This window comes from Leptolyngbya sp. PCC 6406 (assembly GCF_000332095.2).
GTDB lineage: Bacteria > Cyanobacteriota > Cyanobacteriia > Phormidesmidales > Phormidesmidaceae > PCC-6406.
In genome coordinates, this window is the sequence record NZ_KI913949.1 from 5,259,588 (window position 1) to 5,279,472 (window position 19,885).

Below are 19,885 nucleotides of genomic sequence, written 5' to 3' on the forward strand. Positions count from 1 at the left end.
ATGGGGAAGAGTACGGTTTTCCCCAACGGTATCCCTGGCCTCCTCCAGAGCACTACTTTTTACCTCAGGGGATTGATCCGGGGTGGGTGAGAGGGTTCCATAATGGGGTGCGCCCCTTTTTCCAGCCCTTTTTTCCAGCCCCTTTTTTCCAGGAAATATGAGTCTCACCCTCTACAACACCCTCAGCCGCCAGAAACAAGCCTTTGAGCCCCTAGAGCCGGGGGCTGTGAAGATGTACTGCTGTGGGGTGACGGTGTATGACTACTGCCACCTGGGCCATGCGCGCTCCTACATCGTGTGGGACACAGTGCGGCGCTACCTGATGTGGCGGGGGTACCGGGTGCGCTATGTGCAGAACTTCACCGACATTGACGACAAGATTCTGAACCGGGCCAAGCAGGAGGGCTCCACCATGAAAACGGTGGCGGAGCGCTATACCCAGGCGTACTTTGAGGACATGGCACGGCTAAATATCCTAGAAGCGGATGTCTATACCTATGCCACCCATACCCTAGACGGCATCAAGCGACTGATTGGGGAACTGGAAGCCAAAGGAATGGCCTACCCCACGGGCGGGGATGTTTATTATTCTGTGCGAAAGTTTGAGGGCTACGGTAAGCTGTCGGGTCGAAAACTGGAGGACATGCAGGCGGGGGCCAGTGGCCGGGTAACGGTCAGCCCTGAGACCGGGGGAATTGGCCAGGAGGCTGCGGGGGAAAACACCGCTCCCCAGAAGCAGGATCCCTTTGACTTTGCTCTGTGGAAGGGGGCGAAGCCGGGGGAGCCCTCCTGGGACTCCCCCTGGGGACCGGGACGACCGGGGTGGCATATTGAATGCTCAGCCATGGTGCGAGAGCAGTTGGGGTCTACCATCGACATCCACATGGGGGGCGCGGACCTGGTATTTCCCCACCATGAGAATGAAATTGCCCAGTCGGAGGCGGCGACGGGCCATCCCCTGGCCACCTACTGGCTCCACAACGGCATGGTGAATGTGGGGGGCGAGAAAATGTCTAAGTCCCTGGGGAATTTCACCACGATTCGGGCGCTGTTGGATTCTCCCGATGCCCCGGAACCGATGGCGCTACGGCTATTCGTGCTTCAGGCTCAGTATCGCAAGCCCATTGACTTTACCGATGCCGCGATCGCATCTGCTAAAAATAGTTGGCAAACCATTGGGGACGGGCTGCGCTTTGGCTATCAGTACGGAGCGCAACTGGGCTGGAGCGATGTCCAGGATAGCGACTTTGGCGATCCGGCAGCGATGCGGATCGATCGGGACCGTGAGGCGGTGCTCCAGTTCCAGACTGCCATGGACGATGATTTCAACACGCCGGGGGCGCTGGCGGTGTTGTTTGACCTCGCCAAGGACCTGCGACGGGCGGGCAATGTCATCCTCCACCAGGGGCAAGCTGATGAAGATGCCGATACCCTGCGGCAGCAGTGGCAGACTCTGGTGTGTCTGGCGGCAGTGTTGGGGCTAACGGTAGAGCCGCCAGCCCAAGGTTCCGAGTCCAGCAATAGCCTCACCGATGGAGCCATTGCCACCCTACTAGCAGAACGGCAAGCCGCCCGCGCCGCCAAAAACTTCGCCGAAAGCGATCGCATTCGTGACGAACTCCAAGCCCAGGGCATCACCCTGATCGACAAACCGGGAGGCGTGACGGAGTGGCATCGGTAGGGGAGTGTGGGGTGTGAGGGTAGGAGGGTGTGTATAGCCTCAAGGCATTCAAGAAAGGCGGAGCCTGCCTGGAGGGCATAGGAATGGCCAAAAAAAAGGCGGAGGAATATCCTCCGCCTTTACCTTGTTGAGTCAAGAGTTAGCAACTGCCCCAATCCTTAGGGGATTTCCATAGCGGTTCTCCCTCGGGTTAAGGACAGGCAAGGAGCTTAAGCCCCTTGTTCGCCGAAGTGTCATGAAGTTGACCTGAGTTCGATTTAAGCTTCGCTGCCCATCCGCCAGGGAATAAATTGCCCTGGCTCACAGCAAAAGTCCGTTAAAACGGACTCGCCCCCCTATCTCCAGCCCAGCTCCCAGTCCATTTTTAATGGCCATTAAAAATGGACTAGAGCCTGTTAGCCGGGAATTTTGAATTCCCGGCGGGGTGACAGCGCTGATACCGCATTGACGTTTTTTAGCTCTCTACTCCTTGTCGAACTCAGGTTAACCAAAGCGACCAGAAACATAGTCGCGGGTGTATGCCTCACGGGGATTGCTAAAGATGGTGGAGGTGTCATCATATTCCACCAAGTAGCCCACCTTGCCGCCCTTCTCCGTGGCCTCAGCATTGAAAAAGGCAGTCTTGTCCGAGACCCGAGATGCCTGCTGCATGTTGTGGGTGACGATGATGATGGTGTACTGCTCCTTGAGCTTCTGCATCAGTTCCTCCACCTTTAGGGTAGAAATCGGATCCAGAGCGGAGCAGGGCTCATCCATTAAGATCACCTCTGGCTCAATTGCGATCGCGCGGGCAATGCAGAGCCGCTGCTGCTGACCGCCAGAGAGCGACAGGCCACTTTCCTTCAGCTTGTCCTTGACCTCATCCCACAGCGCAGCAGACCGTAGAGACGTTTCCACCAACTCGTCCATATCGCCTTGGTAACCGTTGATGCGGGCACCAAAGGCGATGTTTTCGTAGATGGACTTGGGAAAGGGATTCGGCTTTTGAAACACCATGCCAATGCGACGACGCAGTTCTACAGGATCCACAGCCTTGTCATGAATGCTGGTGTCGTGGAATGTGATACTCCCCGCCATACGAGCACTAGAAATCAGATCATTCATGCGATTAAAGCAGCGTAACACCGTGCTTTTGCCACAGCCAGAGGGACCAATAAAGGCCACAATCTCACGGATCGGGATATTGAGATACACATCCCGAACTGCCAAGCTATTTCCATAGTAAACCGAGACATTCTCGGCCCTGAGAATATTGGCAGTAGAGACTGTACTAGAAGAATCTTGAATCATGACAACGAGGAGACAACAATTAAGGAATGATAAGCACGCGCTGGAAGCTCTAAAAGTAGTAGCCCCCGAGAGGATTAACGACTCTTTTGGAAGCGATTACGCAGGTAAACTGCTACGGAGTTCATGAGCAGCAGCACTATCAACAGCACAATGATGGCAGAGGCTGAAATGTCGTGAAACCCACTTTGGGGACGGCTAACCCAGTTGTAAATTTGAATGGGTAGTACGGTAAAAGGACTCTTAAGACCTTCTGGGAGAAAGGGCACAAAGGTTAGCGCCCCAATCGTGATTAGAGGCGCAGTTTCCCCAATAGCACGGGAAAGCGCCAGGATCATCCCCGTCAAAATTCCAGCAAAAGCGGAAGGCAGCACGTGGGACCAAACCACTTGCCAACGATTCGCCCCTAGGGCAAATCCCGCCAGACGAATGGTATCAGGTACCGCTCGCAACGCCTCCCGAGTTGATACGATGATAATAGGCAGGATGAGCAGCGTTAGGGTCAGTGCCCCAGCCAGGACACTGCGACCGCCAGTAATAGGTTCCATCAACCGCACAAAGGCGGCTAAGCCCAAAAGACCATAGATAATGGAGGGCACACCCGCCAGATTACTGATGTTGATCTCAATCAGGCGAGTAAACCAATTGTCCTGAGCAAATTCTTCTAGATAGATGCCTGCCCCAACCCCAATCGGGAAGGACAGTACCGCCACAATACTCATCACCCACAGCGTTCCTGCGATCGCAGCAATCACCCCAGCATCTCCAGGTCGGCGGGAGGGAAAGCTAGTGAGAAAATTCCAGTTCAGGGTTGGTAGGCCATCAATCAAAATACCGATTATCAGCCAAGCTAGAACCGCTATCGCGATCGTTGTAGCCAGCCAAGTTGCCCCCATGAAAATGCTGTCTAGGCGATAGCGGCCCGTTAGGTTCAGATTGAATTTAGGAGATGATTGCGGGCCAACGGCATGGTCAAGTCGAGAACCTTGTGTCGTCATTAGTCGTACTTCTCTCGGAATCGACGAACAAACCAGAAGCTAAAGATATTGAGCACCAAGGTGATCAAAAAAAGTGTCATGCCCACCGCAAAAATTGTGAGGTAAGCAATGGAACCCGTCGGCGTATCCCCCATGCTGACCTGCACAATAAAGGCAGTCATTGTCATGATGGGGACAAATGGATTTAGACCTAAAGTTGGATTCTGACCTGCTGCCAAGGTCACAATCATAGTTTCTCCTACAGCACGGGAAATTGCCAAAATCACCGACGCAACAATACCGGATAGAGCAGCAGGTAGCACCACGGAAATAACTGTTTCCCGCTTAGTTGCTCCCAAGGAATACGCCCCATCCCGAAGACTATTGGGGACAGAATAGATAGCATCTTCACTTAGGGAAGCCACCAGTGGCGTAATACTTACCCCTAGTATTAACCCTGCACTCAGCGCATTGAAACCCTGTAATCCAGGGATAAAGCTCTGTAAGAGAGGGGTCACTGTGAGCAAAGCAAAATAGCCAAAGACCACGGAAGGAATCCCCGCCAGAATTTCTAAAACTGGCTTTAAGATGGCCCGTGTCCGAGGTTTAGCATATTCACTCAAAAACAGCGCCGATAGTAGGCCCAAAGGTAGCGCTACCCCAATGGCAATCATTGAGGTCAAAAAGGTGGCACTGATTAGGACAAAAATACCAAACTGCTTACTGGCAAAGAGGGGAGTCCAGCGAGTGTCAGTCAGGAATTGCCAGATCGGCACCTGCTTGAAAAATTCAATCGTCTCAAAAATCAGCGTAGCTATGATCCCAAACGTGGTGACCACAGAAATCAAAGCAAAGCCACTGCAAATAAGTTTGACAGCGGCCTGAATCTGCTTGCTTCTCTGGCGGTTTGGATTCCAGAGTTCAGACGGATTAGAGGGGAGCTGGGCAGTCATTAGGGGAAAAAAGAGAGGTGGATTGAGGTTCAGCAAGCATCTTCAACAAACCTGCCAACCAAAATAGTTCTTGATTGGCAGGTTTATCATGAAACCTAGAGATTATTCCTTACCTAGGAGATCCACTAACTTCAAACCCACAGCAGACTCACCGTTGAAAACAGAGCCCACAATGCGCTCTTCAATTCGTTTCTCAGCCAAATCCTCAATCTCTGTAGGCAGAGGCACGTAGCCGACTTCAGAGATCAGTTCCGCATTTTCAGGTGCAATCTGGTAGCGGGCAAAGGCCGCCACTGCTGGATTATCTAGAGATTCTTTTTTGACGTAGAAGAACTCGGGTCGTGAGAGGGGCGCATACTCACCGCTGGCAATCGTATCAGGGGTGGGGGCAACGCAACCTGAACCGTTGTCAATTTCTACAAGGCCCAATTGGTCTGCATTTTCTTCGTAGTAGGCTACCCCAAAGAAGCCTATTCCCCCTTGATCTGCGGCTACCCCCTGCACGATGACGTTGTCATCTTCGCTGGCGGTGAAATCACCTCGGCTGGAGGACTCTTCTCCCACAATCGCAGCCGTGAAGTAATCGTAGGTACCCGAGTCAGTGCCCGCACCATAAAGCCCTAGAGCCTGGTCAGGGAAGTCTGGTCGAATTTGATTCCAGTTAGTAATCGTGCCCTCAGCAGCAGGCTCCCACATTTTTTTCAGTTCATCCACCGTGAGACAGGTGGCAAACTCATTGCTGGGGTTGATAACGACTGATAGTCCGTCATAGGCCACCGGAATCTCAACGTACTCAATGCCGTTTTGAGCACATAGGTCGATTTCCTCTTGCTTGATGGGGCGAGATGCGTTGGAGATATCGGTTTCCCCAGCACAGAATTTCTTAAAGCCACCACCAGTTCCAGACACACCAACCGTAACTCGTACACCGGGGTTGGCTGCCATGAATTCTTCAGCCATGGCCTCAGAGATGGGGAAGACAGTACTCGAACCATCTACTAGCACGTTGCCCGTCAGGTCAGAACCAGCATCAGCGGTCTCTTCGCCAGTGCTGGTATCTGTACCCGCAGTGTCAGTACCGCCGCCACAGGCTACGAGGCTACCGAGTAGGACAACGGCAGACAAAGAATAGACAAACTTCTTCTTGGACAGCATTGAAGCGCTCCCTCACATGATTGTGGATTTCTTAGATATCCGAGGGCATCTTACTGGGCTGACGTAAAGACCAGGTTAAGGAGCAGCGGATCCGGAGAGAAATCCTGGAGCAATTTTTGTATTGAAAGCTACTTTTGCCTGTCCTGTTCGCGTAGTGGCATCTCTGCGGTGCATTTAGGGGCGGTTCACGGTGCGGAACAGCCAAAGGGTGCAGACAATACCGCTAAAGTGGGCCAGCAGAATGTTCGTATTGGCCTGGACCACAAAAATATCCAAGGGCTGCACAAACTGGGTAACGTTAGCGCCAGCCCCAAAGACCGCCGCCCCTTGGGGCTGGGACAGCGCTTTGGCCAACAGCGAACCAACGATCGCCTCTGCCCCCAAAAGGCTCACAAACATACCCCCCAAACCCGTGAATAGACCAAACTTCAAGGCTTGAACAGCATCCCTGGGCTTAGGCCGCTTAGCACCATCGCGGCTGCGGAGACGACGGGCTAAACGAGTATAGCGAAACGCCCAAAATGCCCCCACAAATACCGCCACCAATCCCACCACCGCTAACACGAGCCCCGTTCCAGTGCCGGGATTGCCTGCGCCCTCTGTCCGCACACTGCGGGTGGCGGCGGCAAAGATCAACACCAAGCTGGAGATAATGCCCAACACCCCCTGACACCAAAAGCTCACCCACCCCACCCAGCGAAAGGCGCTGGCAATGCGGCGGACGGCGGGGGATAGGGAGTAGTCGAGGTCTCCGGGCATGGGGGGTGGGGGGGTGATAGGTGACAGGAATTTTGAGTTTTGAATTTTGAATTCCGTAGGGGCAATCCCTTGCCTGTCCTGAGCTGAGTCGTAGGATGGTTGCCCTTGTGGCGGGTGACCGATATTGGGATGGATGGGGTGGGTGCATCCCGTAGGGGCGCGGTTTCCGCGCCCAATGTAGGGTGCCACCGTAGGGGCGCGGTTTCCGCGCCCAATGTAGGGTGCCACCGTAGGGGCGCGGTTTCCGCGCCCAATGTAGGGTGCCGCTGTAGGGGCGGGTTTGGCTTGTGTCTACTGGGACATTCAAGGGTCAACGATCAAAACCCATGCTGCTCTGGACTGGAAATCCAGGATTGGCACATGTCTGCCGGGGAATTCGGGATTGGGGTTCACAATTGGCCCTATCCAATGCCGGAAAATCCAGGCTTGGGAAACTGTGTTGTGATTTTAGACCATTGCCGGGATCGTCATGGCGATTCCTAGTACTGCTTGGCGGAAGTAGCACTACCATCGTCGCGCAAGCGTCCCGCTTGCCGCTAGACTCACGGCGGTTAAAACCGCTGCTATACAAACAAAGTCGGCCTTCGCCAAACTAACCCGCGTTAGCGAAGCGGTTCGGGGAAATCTCCCGCTGTGACCAAAGAACGGCACAATGGGGATGTTCTGGGGAAGGGGAACCCACCTGCCTATGGCTTCACAGTTTGATCGCTACACCGATCAGGTGGCGGATCTGGTGGCTCGCTACCGCGATCGCGTCGATTACTTGATGGTGCGCCTAGAGGAGTCGGAGGGCACTGACATCCTGTTGCGGGGAGGCATTGTGGAAACCCTCAGCGAAGGACTCTCCCTCGGGGGCCAAGTGCGGGCCTGCCATCGGGGGGGCTGGGGCTTTGCCAGCTTTAACCAATTAGACGATCTGAAAGGACAACTGGAGGCCGCGATCGCGGCTGCTCATTTAGTAGGGGACGATGAAACCCTGCTGGCCCCGGTGGATCCGATTCAAACCACCTATCGAATGCCCCTGACCGGCAGCGATCCGCGCCAGATTCCCCTCAGCCGCAAAAAGGATTTGTGTAGCCGCTACAGCGAAATCTTGCAGGGGGTAGACCAGCGCATCACCACCTCCTCCGTCCGCTATAACGACCTCACCCAGCACATTTTGCTCGTCACCTCCGAGGGCACCCTGATCGACCAGCGCTGGTCTGATATGGAGATGCGCCTTGCCGCCACCGCCCGCAACGGTGAAACGGTTCAAACGGGGCAAGAAACTACGGGATCCCGACGGGCCTTTGAGGATCTAGAGCATCTAGAACCCCAGGTGTTAGGGGCCGCAGGGCGGGCCGTCGCCGCCCTCGATCTGCCCCCGGTCAAGGGCAACACCTATACCGTCGTGATTGACCCGATTTTGACGGGGCTGTTTGTCCACGAAGCCTTTGGCCACCTGTCGGAAGCGGACATGGCCTACGAAAACCCAGACTTGCTAGAGGTGATGACCCTGGGGCGGCGGTTTGGTCCCAACGGCCTAAATATTTTTGATGGAGCCGCCCCCGAGGGCCACCGGGGCAGCTATCGCTACGACGACGAGGGCACCCCCGCCACCACGACCCAATTGATCGACAATGGGACGTTGGTAGGACGGCTCCATTCCCGCGAGACCGCTGGCAAGCTGGGGGAAGCAGCTACGGGGAATGCCCGTTGCCTCAGCTACCATTACCCGCCCCTGGTGCGGATGACCAATACCTGGATTGCGCGCGGCAACACCCCCGTAGCGGACCTGTTCTCCGACATTGAGGAGGGGGTCTATGCCCGCAACTGGCAAGGGGGCATGACCAATGGGGAAATGTTTACCTTCACCGCTGGGGAAGCCTGGATGATCCGCAAGGGAGAACAGGCGGAACCCGTGCGGGATGTCACCCTCTCGGGCAATGTGTTTCGCACCCTGGCGGACATTGAGGGCATTGGCGACGATTTCTACTGGGATGAGTCGGGGGGCTGCGGCAAAGGGGGCCAGAGTGGCCTGCCCGTGGGCTGTGGCGGGCCGAGTCTTCGGATCCGCAATGTGGTCGTGGGTGGCGAGGCGGCTAGCGAGTGATGCGGCTGTCCCAGGGGCACCTGACGCTGTTGGACTATTGTCCCCGGCGGTTTCAGCATACGGTGTTGGATTCGTTGATGGTGCCTACCAATCCAGACCTGCTGGCGGGGCAGCGGTGGGGCAATCGCTTCCACTTGATGATGCAGCAGCGGGAGATGGGGTTACCCGTGGAGCCAGTCCTGGCAGAGGATCCGGAACTGCAAGCGGCGGTGACGGCTTTGGCGGCGGCGGATCCCAGCCTGTTTGAACACCACGAGCGCTTTCGCCAGAGTGAACATGGCCGCGCTCTTGTCCTGAACGGCTATTGGTTCACCGTGATCTACGACCTGCTGCGGCTGTGGGACGGGCAAGGGGAGATTATTGACTGGAAAACCTATCTGAATCCCCGCAACCTCAATTTTTTATCACGGGACTGGCAAACACGCCTCTACTGCTATGTGCTGGTGGAGACTACGGATCTGTCCCCCGATCAGGTGACGATGACCTATTGGTTTGTGCGCACTCGCGATCCCGTCACTCAGGAGCAGCAGCCCCAGCGGGTGCAGATTCCCTACAGCGCCCAGCGCCATGCCCAGACCCATATCGATTTACTGCGCCTGACGGATTACCTCACCCAGGCCATGGCCACCTCTAATCCCCTACCTCAAATCCCAGAGACCCAGGTAGAGAAATGCGCCCACTGCCCCTTCATGATGCGATGTCAACGGGGATCGGCTCGTGGTGATGAGACCCCAGAGCTGCCACCGCTGGAGGCTATTCCTGAAGTTGTCCTTTAGAGGGTGGGAGCGGTATTGGGGGGTTAGGGCAATCCCTTGCCTTGACCGTGCTCAAGTAAACTCCTCCTAACATCCCCTCTTGGGAGGGGTGCCCCGGAAGAACCCACCCTCCGCCCCCTCCCAAGAGGGTCTGAGCAATCCCCTCTTGGGAGGGGTGCCCGGAGGGTGGGGTGGGTCACGGGTGGGTCAGGGTATGGGGATATTGGGGTGTCGGAGGAGTGAGAACAGAAAAATGATGACTGCACCCCGATCGGGTTATACCCTGCCCGTGTTTGCTTGTGCCAGTGCGATCGCGGCTCTACGCCACCTGCAAGATCCCCAAGACAGTCCTCCGGGGGTAACCGTGAACCTGCTGGAACCACCGGAGCAGGTGGATATCCCCATTGAACAAATCGCCACCCTACCGGACGGCAGCGCATTGGCCATTACCCGCAGCGATCCCGGTGACAATCTAGACCTGACCCGCCACACGCCAATCTGGACGGTGGTAGCGTGGGGAGGGGAGGATCAAGCCGATCCCCTAGAGATTACGGGCGGAGAAGGGGTGGGGCGTCAGGTGCAGGCGGGCGATCGTCCCGCCATCTATGCCTATGCCCAGCGGCTATTCCAGGCCAACCTTACCCCCCTGCTACGGTCGGGGCAGAAAATCCGAGTCACGGTGATTCTGCCGGAGGGACGCGCCTTGGCAGAGCGCACCTCCAACGCCGCCTTTGGCGTCGTCGAGGGGTTGTCCCTGCTGGGCACAACGGGAATCTCCCAACCCCTCAGCGCCCCCGGCCAACTGGAGGTGTTCCGCCAAAGCCTGCGGGAAAAGGCGACCCAGTTCGACACTCTCGTTTTTTGTGTGGGGGAGAACGGTCTGGACAAGGCTCTGAGCCTGGGCATTCCCCCAGAACAACGGGTCAAAACCGCCAACTGGCTGGGGCCGCTGCTGGTGGAAGCTGCCTTGAGTGGGGTAACGGCGGTGTTGCTGCTGGGCTACCACGGCAAGCTGATCAAACTGGCGGGGGGCATTTTCCACACCCATCACCATGTCGCCGACGGTCGCCAGGAAATCTTAACTGCGATCGCAGCCGCCCAGGGCTTACCCACCCCAGCGGTGCAAACCCTGCTGCAATCCGCCACCGTGGAGGCGGGACTGGCTCACCTGCGCCACTTAGACACCACTCAAGGCTCGGACTGGGTAGAGCGCATCTATGGAGACCTGGTAACCCGCGTAGATCGACGAGCCGCGATCTACGCGGCCACCCACTGTGGTGATCAGCGCCGGACCTCGGGCCATCATCCCCTTCTGATTGGCACGGCCATGTTTGACCGGGGGCGGGATTTGATCGCCGTCAGCGATGGGGGTCGGTCGCTTCTTCCGCAGCTTTGGTAAGCTAAGAGGAATCTTTTGAGCCCCCTTCTTTAGAATTCGTTGTAGATTCAGTCTTCCTCCAGATTTTCCCGTGGGGCGCTAGTCCGACGGCTATTGAAGTTTTCATTGACAGGACTGGGACTGGCCGCTGCCATCGCCATCCAGTGCCGCCATCACTTCCCGGCAGTAATGGCAACCTATGTATCCCTTTGATCCCCAGACGATTATTTTAGGACTGAGATCGTGACCCTCCAAACCCAAAACCCCGCATCTCCCCAAAATCCTGCTGCCAGTGAGATTAATCGCCAAATGTTAATCATTTTGGATTTTGGTTCCCAATATTCCGAGCTGATCGCCCGCCGCATCCGCGAAACAGAAGTCTACTCAGAGGTGCTGTCCTACCGCACCACCGCTGAGCAACTGCGCCAGCTCAACCCCAAGGGCATCATTCTCTCTGGCGGTCCCAACTCCGTCTATGCCGACTATGCCCCCCAGTGTGATCCCGCAATTTGGGACATGGGCGTCCCCATATTGGGCGTCTGCTACGGGATGCAGTTGATGGTGCAGCAACTCGGAGGCAAGGTAGAGCAGGCAAACCGGGGAGAATACGGCAAAGCCTCTCTGCACATCGACGATCCCATCGATTTGCTCACCAATGTGGAAGAAGGCGTCACCATGTGGATGAGCCACGGGGACTCAGTCACCGCCATCCCCCCTGGCTTTGAAATCTTGGCCCATACGGACAATACGCCTAACGCCGCGATCGCACACCACGGACGCAAACTCTACGGCGTCCAGTTCCACCCCGAAGTGGTCCATTCCAAAGGGGGACAGGCGCTGATTCGCAATTTCGTCTACCACATCTGCAAGTGCCAACCCACCTGGACCACTGAAGCCTTTGTAGAAGAGGCCATTCGAGAGGTGCGGGCCAAGGTGGGCGACAAGCGGGTGTTGCTAGCCCTCTCCGGCGGCGTCGATTCCTCCACCCTGGCCTTTTTGCTCCATAAGGCCATTGGCGATCAGCTCACCTGCATGTTCATCGACCAAGGCTTCATGCGCAAGGAGGAACCGGAGCGCTTAGTCAAGCTGTTCCATGAACAGTTCCATATTGGGGTCGAGTATATTAATGCCCGCGATCGCTTCATAGACCGGGTCGCAGGCATCACCGATCCCGAAGAAAAACGCAAGTGCATCGGTCATGAATTCATCCGCGTCTTTGAGGAAGAATCCCAGCGCCTCGGCCCCTTTGATTACCTAGCCCAGGGCACCCTCTACCCCGACGTGATCGAATCCGCCGACACCAATATTGATCCCAAAACAGGGGAGCGGGTGGCGGTCAAGATCAAGAGCCACCACAATGTCGGCGGCCTGCCCAAAGATCTGCAATTCAAGCTGGTGGAACCCCTGCGCAAGCTCTTTAAAGATGAAGTGCGAAAGGTCGGACGCTCCGTCGGCTTACCGGAAGAAATTGTCCGCCGCCATCCCTTCCCCGGCCCCGGCCTCGCCATCCGCATCCTGGGAGAAGTCACCGCCGAAAAGCTGAACATTCTGCGGGATGCCGACTACATTGTGCGAGAAGAAATCCGCATCCGGGGGCTCTACCACGACTTCTGGCAAGCCTTCGCCGTGCTCCTTCCCGTCCGCAGTGTAGGCGTCATGGGGGATCAGCGCACCTATGCCTACCCCATCGTGCTGCGGCTGGTGTCCAGCGAAGACGGCATGACCGCCGACTGGTCCCGCGCCTCCTATGACCTCCTAGAAGCCATCTCCAACCGCATTGTCAACGAGGTCGAAGGGGTCAACCGCGTCGTCTACGACATCACCTCCAAACCTCCCGGCACCATCGAATGGGAATAACGGCTGGGTTTATAGCTGGAAGGCTCTAAAACGGCACATCATTATCGGGTTTAGGCTGGGGGGGCACGTCCTGCTCCCCATCAGCCGCTGGCTCTGGACCCATCGCCAAATCCGTCTCCTCCGGATCCACCACCTGACCGTTAAAAAACTCAGCAAAGCTTCTGACCGCCCGGTCCATATCGGACTCTGGTGTCCAGGCAGGCGGTTCTCCAGAAGATGGGCTCGGCGGCACATCTGAGGCCGGGGGAGATGGGGGCGCTGGGGGTGGGGCAACGGTCGGTGGGTTGGGCCGGGGCGGCGCTGGGGGTGGAGAGGCTGGAGGGGACGGATCGGGCGGCGGTGCCGAGGGTGGCGTGATGGCCCCTTGGGGCCGGTCCCTGACCGTCCCAGTTCCACCGCCACTTCCCGTTCCCGTGCCGCCTCCTGTTCCCGCGTTCGCCTCTGGAGACTCCGCCACCTCTAAGCTGGCCTTGACCGGATGCTGAAAGACCTGCTCAAAGGCAGCTTCGAGATTGGCAATACGTCCCTGGGCCATCTTAAACAGGGGCTTGGATTTGATGCCGATACGGGCGACTTGACCATCGAAGCCGAGCAAATACCCCTGTTGTTGCATGAGGGCACGAGTACCCAAGGGCACAAGCCGCCCCACCACCTGAGCCCAGATCTGGGGTAGGTCTAGGTTGGGGGCAGCGGCGCTCTCCGGAGGCGCTGGAGGCGGTGGGGTGGGAGGAGTCTGGGCTGAAGCCGGGGTGGGAGGTGGAGGATTCTGGGCTGGAGGATTCTGGGCCGACGACCTAGGGGGAACAGCCGGAGATGACGTTGGCAGCGGCGGCGGGGATTCGGAAACCTGCGGGGATGGCGGAATCTGCGATGGTCTCCGATCGGCCTCTGGCCATCGCCCTGCACCCGACTGGGGTGCAGGGGGAACAGCGGGTGTGTGAAAAGGGGTTCCGGTTGCCGGGGCACTGGGGGCGGACCGATTTAGGGACGAAGGCAGCAACCCCAACAGCGTCACCTCCAGCCAAAGGCGGGGCTGCGTTGTCCCCTTGATCTGTCCCTCAGCGCTCCGCAACACCTGTTGCCCCGCCAACAGCGTGGCCAAGTCCACAGCCGCCACGAATTCCTGCATAGCGGTCCAGGTCGAGGGCGTCACCGCCACCAGATCACTACGCCCCGCTGCGGTTTTCGCGATGAGTAAATCCCGATAAAAGCCCGCCAGGTTTTGCAACACGATGATCGGCTCCCGACCTCGATCCATCAACTGACGGGCCGTGTCCAGCACCGTGATGCCGTCATCACTGGCGATCGCCTGCACCAGAGCCATCAAGTCCCGCTCCGGTACCGCCCCCACCAGATCCCACACCTTCTCCGCCGTGACCGGGGGCTCCAGCAGGCTGAGCTGATCCAGCAGGCTTTCCGCATCCCGCAGTCCTCCCTGGGCCACCTGCCCCACCAACCGCACCGCCGTCTCCGTAATCTGAATTTCCTCCGTGGCCGCAATAGTTCGCAGATGATCCACCATCGCTTCTATGGGAATGCGACGGAAGTCAAACCGCTGACAGCGGGAAATAATCGTCGGTAACACCCGCTGAGGATCCGTCGTCGCCAGCACAAAAATCACCTGCTCCGGCGGCTCCTCCAAGGTCTTCAGCAACGCATTAAAAGCAGCGGTGCTCAACATATGGCAGTTATGGACCAGTAGGCCATTAGCCACAAAGTTGTGGTTATCCTCCACCTCAATGTCGTATACCCGCTCAACCCCAGCGGGGCGGACAGATACGACCGTCTCCAAACTTGTAGTCCATTGCTGGAATGGCGTAGGAGTTATGGTCAGCAAGCCACTGTCTCGCAGCATTTGCCCCCAGGGCAATGTAGAGGTAGGTTCTACTGGAATTACGCCTGGTATAGCTGTGAACCTCTGCTCCATAGCCCAATCCGTTAAGCCACGTGGCAATAAGGATGTTGTCTGCCTCGCTGTAGCCTTCAGTGTGGAAGCAGATCCGAGGACTTCCCTGGGGGCTAAGGGCCAAGGCTCCATCATCCATGTACCACCAGGCTCGTCCTTCTGGGGACAGTTGAGAGAGCCACTGTTCGGAAACGGTTTTACTACTGCCGTCGGGCTTGACACACTGGAAGACTGCCACCAAGTCAGGGTGACAGATGGTTCGGCAACACACTGACTCAGCACCATAGCCTTGATTGGCGGCGATTCTAAGCTTGGGCTGTAAAATGGCCAGCCGCTCAGCTTTGTATTCCATCCAAGCCAATTGGGCAGATCCGTGGGTCCAAGCCAGTCTGGGGAATCGGCTATGTTGATTGGGGTAGGTGATAGAGCCATCTCCCAAAAGAGTGCCGTAGATGAGTCCCAAATTTTCAGAGGAGATAGAGGAAGCTTGGGTAATGTATTTTTGGGTTCTGAGATCCCAATTACCGTGTCCTTTTCGATAGGGATGTCTCTTCCAGTAAGACTGAATGCTTTCAAGCCCTTTGCCTTTCCGCTGCAAGAACTGGGGAATATCCAATTTCTCTCCGCAGCCACAGTTACAGGGGGGGCGTAGGGATTCTGCTTGCTCCAGGATGACTTGGTGGTCGTAGGTCTTTTGGCCGTAGGCATTTCCCTTAAGTTGGTGGCCTCGGACAAAGCGGCGGGGACGACCATCGGTACCCCATTGGTAGATGAGAGTCCCGCAGCCACAGGCACAGGGGATAGTATCGTCGTTTTTGCGCGAACGTCCCTTGCGGCTAGCCATCCTGTCTGCGTCCGAATTAAATGGTTTTCAGTACACCGGATGGTCCGGTGGGTGGTCTTAATCTCTAAAACTGGGCGAATTCCTTGATTGAGCCAACGGCGGACGGATTTCCATTCCCAATTGTGTGTCGTCTCGTTGTAGCTGAGTACCTGTTTGCCTTTCAGATTGGGATCATCGATTCTAAACAAACCATCCTGGGTCAGAACTTGGGAGTCTCCCGTTAGGCACTCGTCAATGACATAAACCTTGTAGCGGCATTGGACGGGGGCGAATTGGGCGCGTTCGATGAGTTCGCGGATGTTATCGACGCCGGTGTTGCTGGCGGCGTCGATTTCAACAATGTCGAGGATGGAGCCCCGGCTGACGCCCTGGCACACGTCGCAGGTGCCGCAGGGGGTGGCGGTGGGGGTAGGACTACTGAGGCAATTAAGGGATTTGGCTAGGATGCGAGCGCTGGAGGTTTTGCCCGTGCCTCGGGGGCCGCAGAAAAGATAGGCTGGGGCAATGCGACCCTGACCCAAGGCGTTGGTGAGGGTCAGCGCGATCGCATCTTGGCCCACCAGTTGGTCAAAGGTCTGGGGGCGGTATTTGTGGTGTAGCGGTTCATAGCCCATAGCTCTACGATACCGGGGCACGCCGTCTCCGGCACCTTTCCTAAGACCGTCCTGATCCATCCGCATTCCATTGTAAGAAGGAGAGGAGAAGGGGTACAGGAATGGCGTAGACTGGGAACTCGATTTCTGCGGGAACTCTCTAGAACACTGTCATGGCTGAACTACCCCTCATCACTGCGATCTACACCGACGGCGCTTGTTCCGGTAATCCCGGACCGGGTGGCTGGGGCACGGTGCTCTACTTCGAGGGAGATGGGGTCCACGAGTTGGGAGGTTACGCCGCCCAGACCACAAACAACCGGATGGAAATGCAAGCCGCGATCGCAGGTCTAGCCTTTTTCGTCGCCAGTGGTCAGACCCAACCCATCGAGCTATTCACCGACAGCGAATATGTCAAAAAGGGCATCACCGAATGGATCGCAGGCTGGAAGCGCCGGGGTTGGCAAACCGCCGCCAAAAAGCCCGTCTTGAATCAAGATCTGTGGATCAAGCTGGATGAAGTGAATCAAGCCGCAGCCGCCCAGACCGGGAAACCCGTGAAGTGGACCTATGTTCGGGGACACGCCGGAAACGTAGGAAATGAGCGATGTGACACGATTGCCCGAGGATTTTCCCTAAAACGAGGAACAAAGCTCATTCAAATGGCCGCTGCCGCCGCAATCGAGACTAGCATGTAGCAAAATATACAAATTTTTGACTCGTAACCCCAAATAATGTTGGAAAATCATGTATTTTTTTCAAAATAAACCCATAAAATATCTGAGTTTATTGTGTTCCCTCTAGATCTTCTCCTACACTCCTATGGCCGACTCCGGTGTGACTCAGCAGCCGACGGATAACGCCGAAGGTCTCCCCCGTGAGACCCGCGTCATTCAGCTTAGAAATATGCTGGAGACGTTACAGATTGCTGACGCGATCGCGCAGCAGAGTTACTTGATTACCAGTTCCGAATTAGCAGATCTCATGGATGTAAATGCCAGTGCCGTCACCAGTCGTGGCGAATACTGGGCTTGGCGAAACTGGTCCGTGTCGCGGGTTCGCCGGGAAGGCAATCAAATTCTCTGGCAACTAGAGCGCATTGATTAGTTCTAGATAGTTCTAGAACTCGGGGATTTACCCCAATAGAAAAAATGCCCCAGGGTTAACCCTGGGGCATTTTTGATCGCAGTATTCCTAAACCGTCGCACCTAAACCGCCGCTACCGCTGCGTCTTCAACCACGACAGGAACGGGGTAGACACTGATCTTCTTGCGGCTCTTGCCCTTGCGCTCAAAGGTGACGATGCCGTCGATCAGGGCAAACAGGGTATCGTCACTGCCGCGACCCACATTCACACCGGGGTGAACCTTGGTGCCCCGTTGACGAATCAAGATATTGCCAGCGCGTACCGCTTGGCCACCATAGCGCTTAACTCCCAACCGCTTGGCGTTTGAGTCGCGTCCGTTTCTTGTACTACCAGTACCTTTCTTATGGGCCATGGGTTTCCCTCAGTGAATAACAGGAATTACAGAACAATGCCTCAGCAGGCAGAACCGGGCTCCTCCAGCCCCCTACTCTTCTTCCCCAGCCGTTGTATCCGGGACAGTCTGAGCCTCGGTTAGGGTGGCTTCTGTGGGAGCTGCGGAGGAGAGCACGTCACCATTTAGGGCGATCGCATCCACCATCAAGCGCGTCAGCTCTTGGCGGTGTCCCCGCTTTTTGCGGGTTTTCTTCTTGGGCTGCATCTTATAGACGATGATCTTGCGTCCCCGGAGGTGGCGCATCACCGTTGCCGATACCGTAGCCCCATCCACCAAGGGTTGCCCCACCATGGCGTCTCCATCATGGGAGACGAAGAATACTTGGTCGAGGACGACGGTGTCATCTTCCTCCACCGCCATCCGGTCCACGTCGTAAAAGCGTCCGGGCTCTACCCGCAGTTGCTTACCGCCCGCTTCAATAATTGCATAGGTCATGGATTTACTTCCTTGCGATCGCCGTACAGGTAACGCTCAGTCGAGCTGTTTTTTGAGAGAAACCTGATCCGAGCGAATTTCACAGCCGATTTACCATCATGCCGGAGGAAGATAGCCCCTGTCAACCGCTATGCACCCACAGCCTCCTTCGCGGCGTAGAGAACTTCGGCACTGATTTCCGAAACCCCCCGTTCCCGCGCAAACTTCTCGGTGTTGCGCTTGACCTTGCCCCGCACAAAACCGGGAATCCGGTTCAGTTCCGTCAGGCCATCCTTGGTCCAGGTCAGGTCCGAATCCGCCGACATGGTTTTGGTGATACCTTCCTTGGTGTCGTGACCGCCAAAGATTTCCAGCAGATGATCCTCCATGCCCAGGGTGAAGGAGTTGTACACCAAATCCACGATTTGGTTGGCCCCTTCATAGCCCAGGAAAGGCCGATAGCCAACGGGGAAATTCTGAATGTGGATGGGGGCGGCGATCACCCCGCAAGGAATATTTAACCGCTTGCCCACATGGCGTTCCATCTGGGTGCCGAAGATGGCGGAGGGCTCTAGTTTGGCAATCTTATCTGCGATCGCACCATTGTCCTCACTGATCAGCACTTCATCACAAAATTCCCCCACCTGATCCTGGAACCAGTCAGCGTCGTACTTGCAGTAGGTGCCCGCCAGCACGACATGGATGCCCATCTCCCGCGCCAGGATCTTAGTCATCGCCGCCGCGTGGGTGCTGTCGCCAAACACCACCGCCTTTTTACCCGTCAGGTTTTGGCAGTCAATAGACCGGGAGAACCAAGCCGCATTAGACACAAACCGGGTTTGCTCATCAATGAAGCCCTCATAATTCACCTCTGCCCCCTGCGATCGCACCACCTGCTGAATCTTGCGGATGCAGCGGGCCGTCTCCACAATGCCCATAGGTGTGATGTCCACAAAGGGCATCCCAAAACGGTCCTCTAGGTACTGGGCCGTTTGGGGGCCAATTTCCCGGTAGGGGACAAGGTTAAACCAAGCTCGGGTGAGATTCTTCAAATCCTGAACCGAGGCTTTTTCTGGAATCACCGCATTGATTTCAATGCCGAGATCCGTCATCAGTTTTTTCAGTTCCGTGGCGTCGTGGTTATTGTGAAAACCCAGGGTAGTGAAGCCAATGATATTGACCGAAGGCTTCTCCGTCTTACCCTCCGGACGTTCTCCCTTGCGATCGGCACGATCCAGGTAATACTGCACAATCTGCTGCAAAGTGCGATCGGCGGCCTGAAGCTCGTTCACCCGGTAGTGATTCACATCCGCCAGTAGCACATCACACTGGGCATCTAGATTGGCCCGCTCAACGAAATTCTGGAGATCCTCTTGCAAAATGCTGGAGGTGCAGGTGGGGGTGAGGACAATGAGATCGGGATGCTCTTCCTGATCCTTGCGGGTGATGTTATCCACCACCTTTTCCTGAGAGCCCCGCGCCAAGACATTACGATCCACGATGCTGGTGGTGACGGGGGTAAAGTCCCGCTCTCGCTCCAGCATGGAACGCATCACATTGAAATAGTCATCCCCCAAGGGTGCATGCATAATTGCGTGCACATTCTTGAAGGAACTGGCGATCCGTAGCGTGCCAATGTGGGCCGGACCGGCATACATCCAGTAAGCCAGTTTCATACAGAGGAGTCTCCTGG

Annotated in this window: 17 protein-coding genes and 1 pseudogene; 7 read left to right on the forward strand and 11 right to left on the reverse strand. The window is 56.5% G+C overall.

The window, feature by feature from the left end; translation table 11 throughout:
- The first annotated feature begins 157 nt into the window (after nt 1–157).
- Complete coding sequence (cysS, locus tag LEP6406_RS0223540) at nt 158–1,681, forward strand: cysteine--tRNA ligase (RefSeq protein ID WP_008316752.1); 1,524 nt, start codon at nt 158–160, stop codon at nt 1,679–1,681.
- A 483-nt stretch (nt 1,682–2,164) separates the two neighbouring features.
- Here cysS and pstB read toward each other — a convergent pair whose 3' ends face one another.
- The 5 genes from pstB to LEP6406_RS0223565 all read right to left on the reverse strand — a co-directional run bounded on the left by pstB (nt 2,165) and on the right by LEP6406_RS0223565 (nt 6,812).
- A complete protein-coding gene (gene pstB, locus LEP6406_RS0223545) occupies nt 2,165–2,971 on the reverse strand; it encodes a phosphate ABC transporter ATP-binding protein PstB (RefSeq protein ID WP_008319137.1) in 807 nt (268 codons plus the stop codon).
- A gap of 74 nt (nt 2,972–3,045) precedes the next feature.
- Nucleotides 3,046–3,966 carry a phosphate ABC transporter permease PstA gene (gene pstA, locus LEP6406_RS0223550; RefSeq protein ID WP_008319135.1) on the reverse strand — a complete coding sequence of 307 codons (921 nt, stop codon included), beginning with the start codon at nt 3,964–3,966 and terminating at the stop codon, nt 3,046–3,048.
- Nucleotides 3,966–4,898, reverse strand: coding sequence for a phosphate ABC transporter permease subunit PstC (pstC, locus tag LEP6406_RS0223555; RefSeq protein ID WP_008319134.1), 933 nt, complete (start codon nt 4,896–4,898; stop codon nt 3,966–3,968). Before pstC ends, pstA begins: the two co-directional genes overlap by 1 nt.
- A 102-nt stretch (nt 4,899–5,000) precedes the next feature.
- Nucleotides 5,001–6,053, reverse strand: coding sequence for a PstS family phosphate ABC transporter substrate-binding protein (locus LEP6406_RS0223560; RefSeq protein ID WP_008319131.1), 1,053 nt, complete (start codon nt 6,051–6,053; stop codon nt 5,001–5,003).
- Between the two features lie 174 nt (nt 6,054–6,227).
- A complete protein-coding gene (locus LEP6406_RS0223565) occupies nt 6,228–6,812 on the reverse strand; it encodes a DUF3611 family protein (RefSeq protein ID WP_008319129.1) in 585 nt (194 codons plus the stop codon).
- 688 nt (nt 6,813–7,500) lie between these two features.
- On the opposite strand from LEP6406_RS0223565, the gene LEP6406_RS0223570 reads away from it, so the two are divergent.
- The 4 genes from LEP6406_RS0223570 (at nt 7,501) to guaA (ending at nt 12,894) form a co-directional block, all read left to right on the forward strand.
- Nucleotides 7,501–8,904: a TldD/PmbA family protein gene (locus tag LEP6406_RS0223570; RefSeq protein ID WP_008319127.1), complete on the forward strand. Its 1,404-nt coding sequence runs from the start codon at nt 7,501–7,503 to the stop codon at nt 8,902–8,904.
- Complete coding sequence (locus LEP6406_RS0223575; RefSeq protein ID WP_008319125.1) at nt 8,904–9,680, forward strand: PD-(D/E)XK nuclease family protein; 777 nt, start codon at nt 8,904–8,906, stop codon at nt 9,678–9,680. The genes LEP6406_RS0223570 and LEP6406_RS0223575 overlap by 1 nt, the downstream gene beginning before the upstream one ends.
- A gap of 232 nt (nt 9,681–9,912) precedes the next feature.
- Entirely contained in the window at nt 9,913–11,058 is a 1,146-nt protein-coding gene (gene cbiD, locus LEP6406_RS0223580; RefSeq protein WP_008319123.1) for a cobalt-precorrin-5B (C(1))-methyltransferase CbiD, read from the forward strand.
- Nucleotides 11,059–11,346: 288 nt separating this feature from the next.
- Nucleotides 11,347–12,894: a glutamine-hydrolyzing GMP synthase gene (guaA, locus tag LEP6406_RS0223585; protein ID WP_202807631.1), complete on the forward strand. Its 1,548-nt coding sequence runs from the start codon at nt 11,347–11,349 to the stop codon at nt 12,892–12,894.
- A 25-nt stretch (nt 12,895–12,919) separates the two neighbouring features.
- On the opposite strand, the gene LEP6406_RS35750 is transcribed toward guaA, so the two are convergent.
- From LEP6406_RS35750 to LEP6406_RS35760, 3 genes and pseudogenes are all read right to left on the reverse strand, one after another.
- Nucleotides 12,920–14,686 carry a hypothetical protein gene (locus LEP6406_RS35750; protein ID WP_051463840.1) on the reverse strand — a complete coding sequence of 589 codons (1,767 nt, stop codon included), beginning with the start codon at nt 14,684–14,686 and terminating at the stop codon, nt 12,920–12,922.
- Nucleotides 14,649–15,644 carry a hypothetical protein gene (locus LEP6406_RS35755; RefSeq protein ID WP_027269385.1) on the reverse strand — a complete coding sequence of 332 codons (996 nt, stop codon included), beginning with the start codon at nt 15,642–15,644 and terminating at the stop codon, nt 14,649–14,651. The genes LEP6406_RS35750 and LEP6406_RS35755 overlap by 38 nt, the downstream gene beginning before the upstream one ends.
- A 20-nt stretch (nt 15,645–15,664) precedes the next feature.
- A pseudogene (locus LEP6406_RS35760) lies at nt 15,665–16,324 on the reverse strand (AAA family ATPase); the annotation flags it as partial.
- 86 nt (nt 16,325–16,410) lie between these two features.
- Between LEP6406_RS35760 and rnhA the strand changes: the two are divergent.
- Both rnhA and LEP6406_RS0223610 read left to right on the forward strand, forming a co-directional pair.
- Nucleotides 16,411–16,935: a ribonuclease HI gene (gene rnhA / locus LEP6406_RS29485; protein ID WP_008319117.1), complete on the forward strand. Its 525-nt coding sequence runs from the start codon at nt 16,411–16,413 to the stop codon at nt 16,933–16,935.
- A gap of 124 nt (nt 16,936–17,059) precedes the next feature.
- The gene (locus tag LEP6406_RS0223610; protein ID WP_008319115.1) at nt 17,060–17,344 is read left to right on the forward strand and encodes a hypothetical protein; all 285 of its coding nucleotides are present in this window, start codon (nt 17,060–17,062) and stop codon (nt 17,342–17,344) included.
- Between the two features lie 101 nt (nt 17,345–17,445).
- Here the strand turns inward: LEP6406_RS0223610 and rpmA are convergent, their stop codons facing one another.
- The 3 genes from rpmA to bchB form a co-directional block, all read right to left on the reverse strand.
- Nucleotides 17,446–17,736 (reverse strand): 50S ribosomal protein L27, encoded by a 291-nt coding sequence (gene rpmA / locus LEP6406_RS0223615; RefSeq protein ID WP_008319114.1) that lies wholly within the window; start codon nt 17,734–17,736, stop codon nt 17,446–17,448.
- Nucleotides 17,737–17,808: 72 nt separating this feature from the next.
- A complete protein-coding gene (rplU, locus tag LEP6406_RS0223620; protein WP_008319112.1) occupies nt 17,809–18,213 on the reverse strand; it encodes a 50S ribosomal protein L21 in 405 nt (134 codons plus the stop codon).
- A 128-nt stretch (nt 18,214–18,341) separates the two neighbouring features.
- A complete protein-coding gene (gene bchB, locus LEP6406_RS0223625; protein WP_008319109.1) occupies nt 18,342–19,868 on the reverse strand; it encodes a ferredoxin:protochlorophyllide reductase (ATP-dependent) subunit B in 1,527 nt (508 codons plus the stop codon).
- Nucleotides 19,869–19,885: the final 17 nt, after the last annotated feature.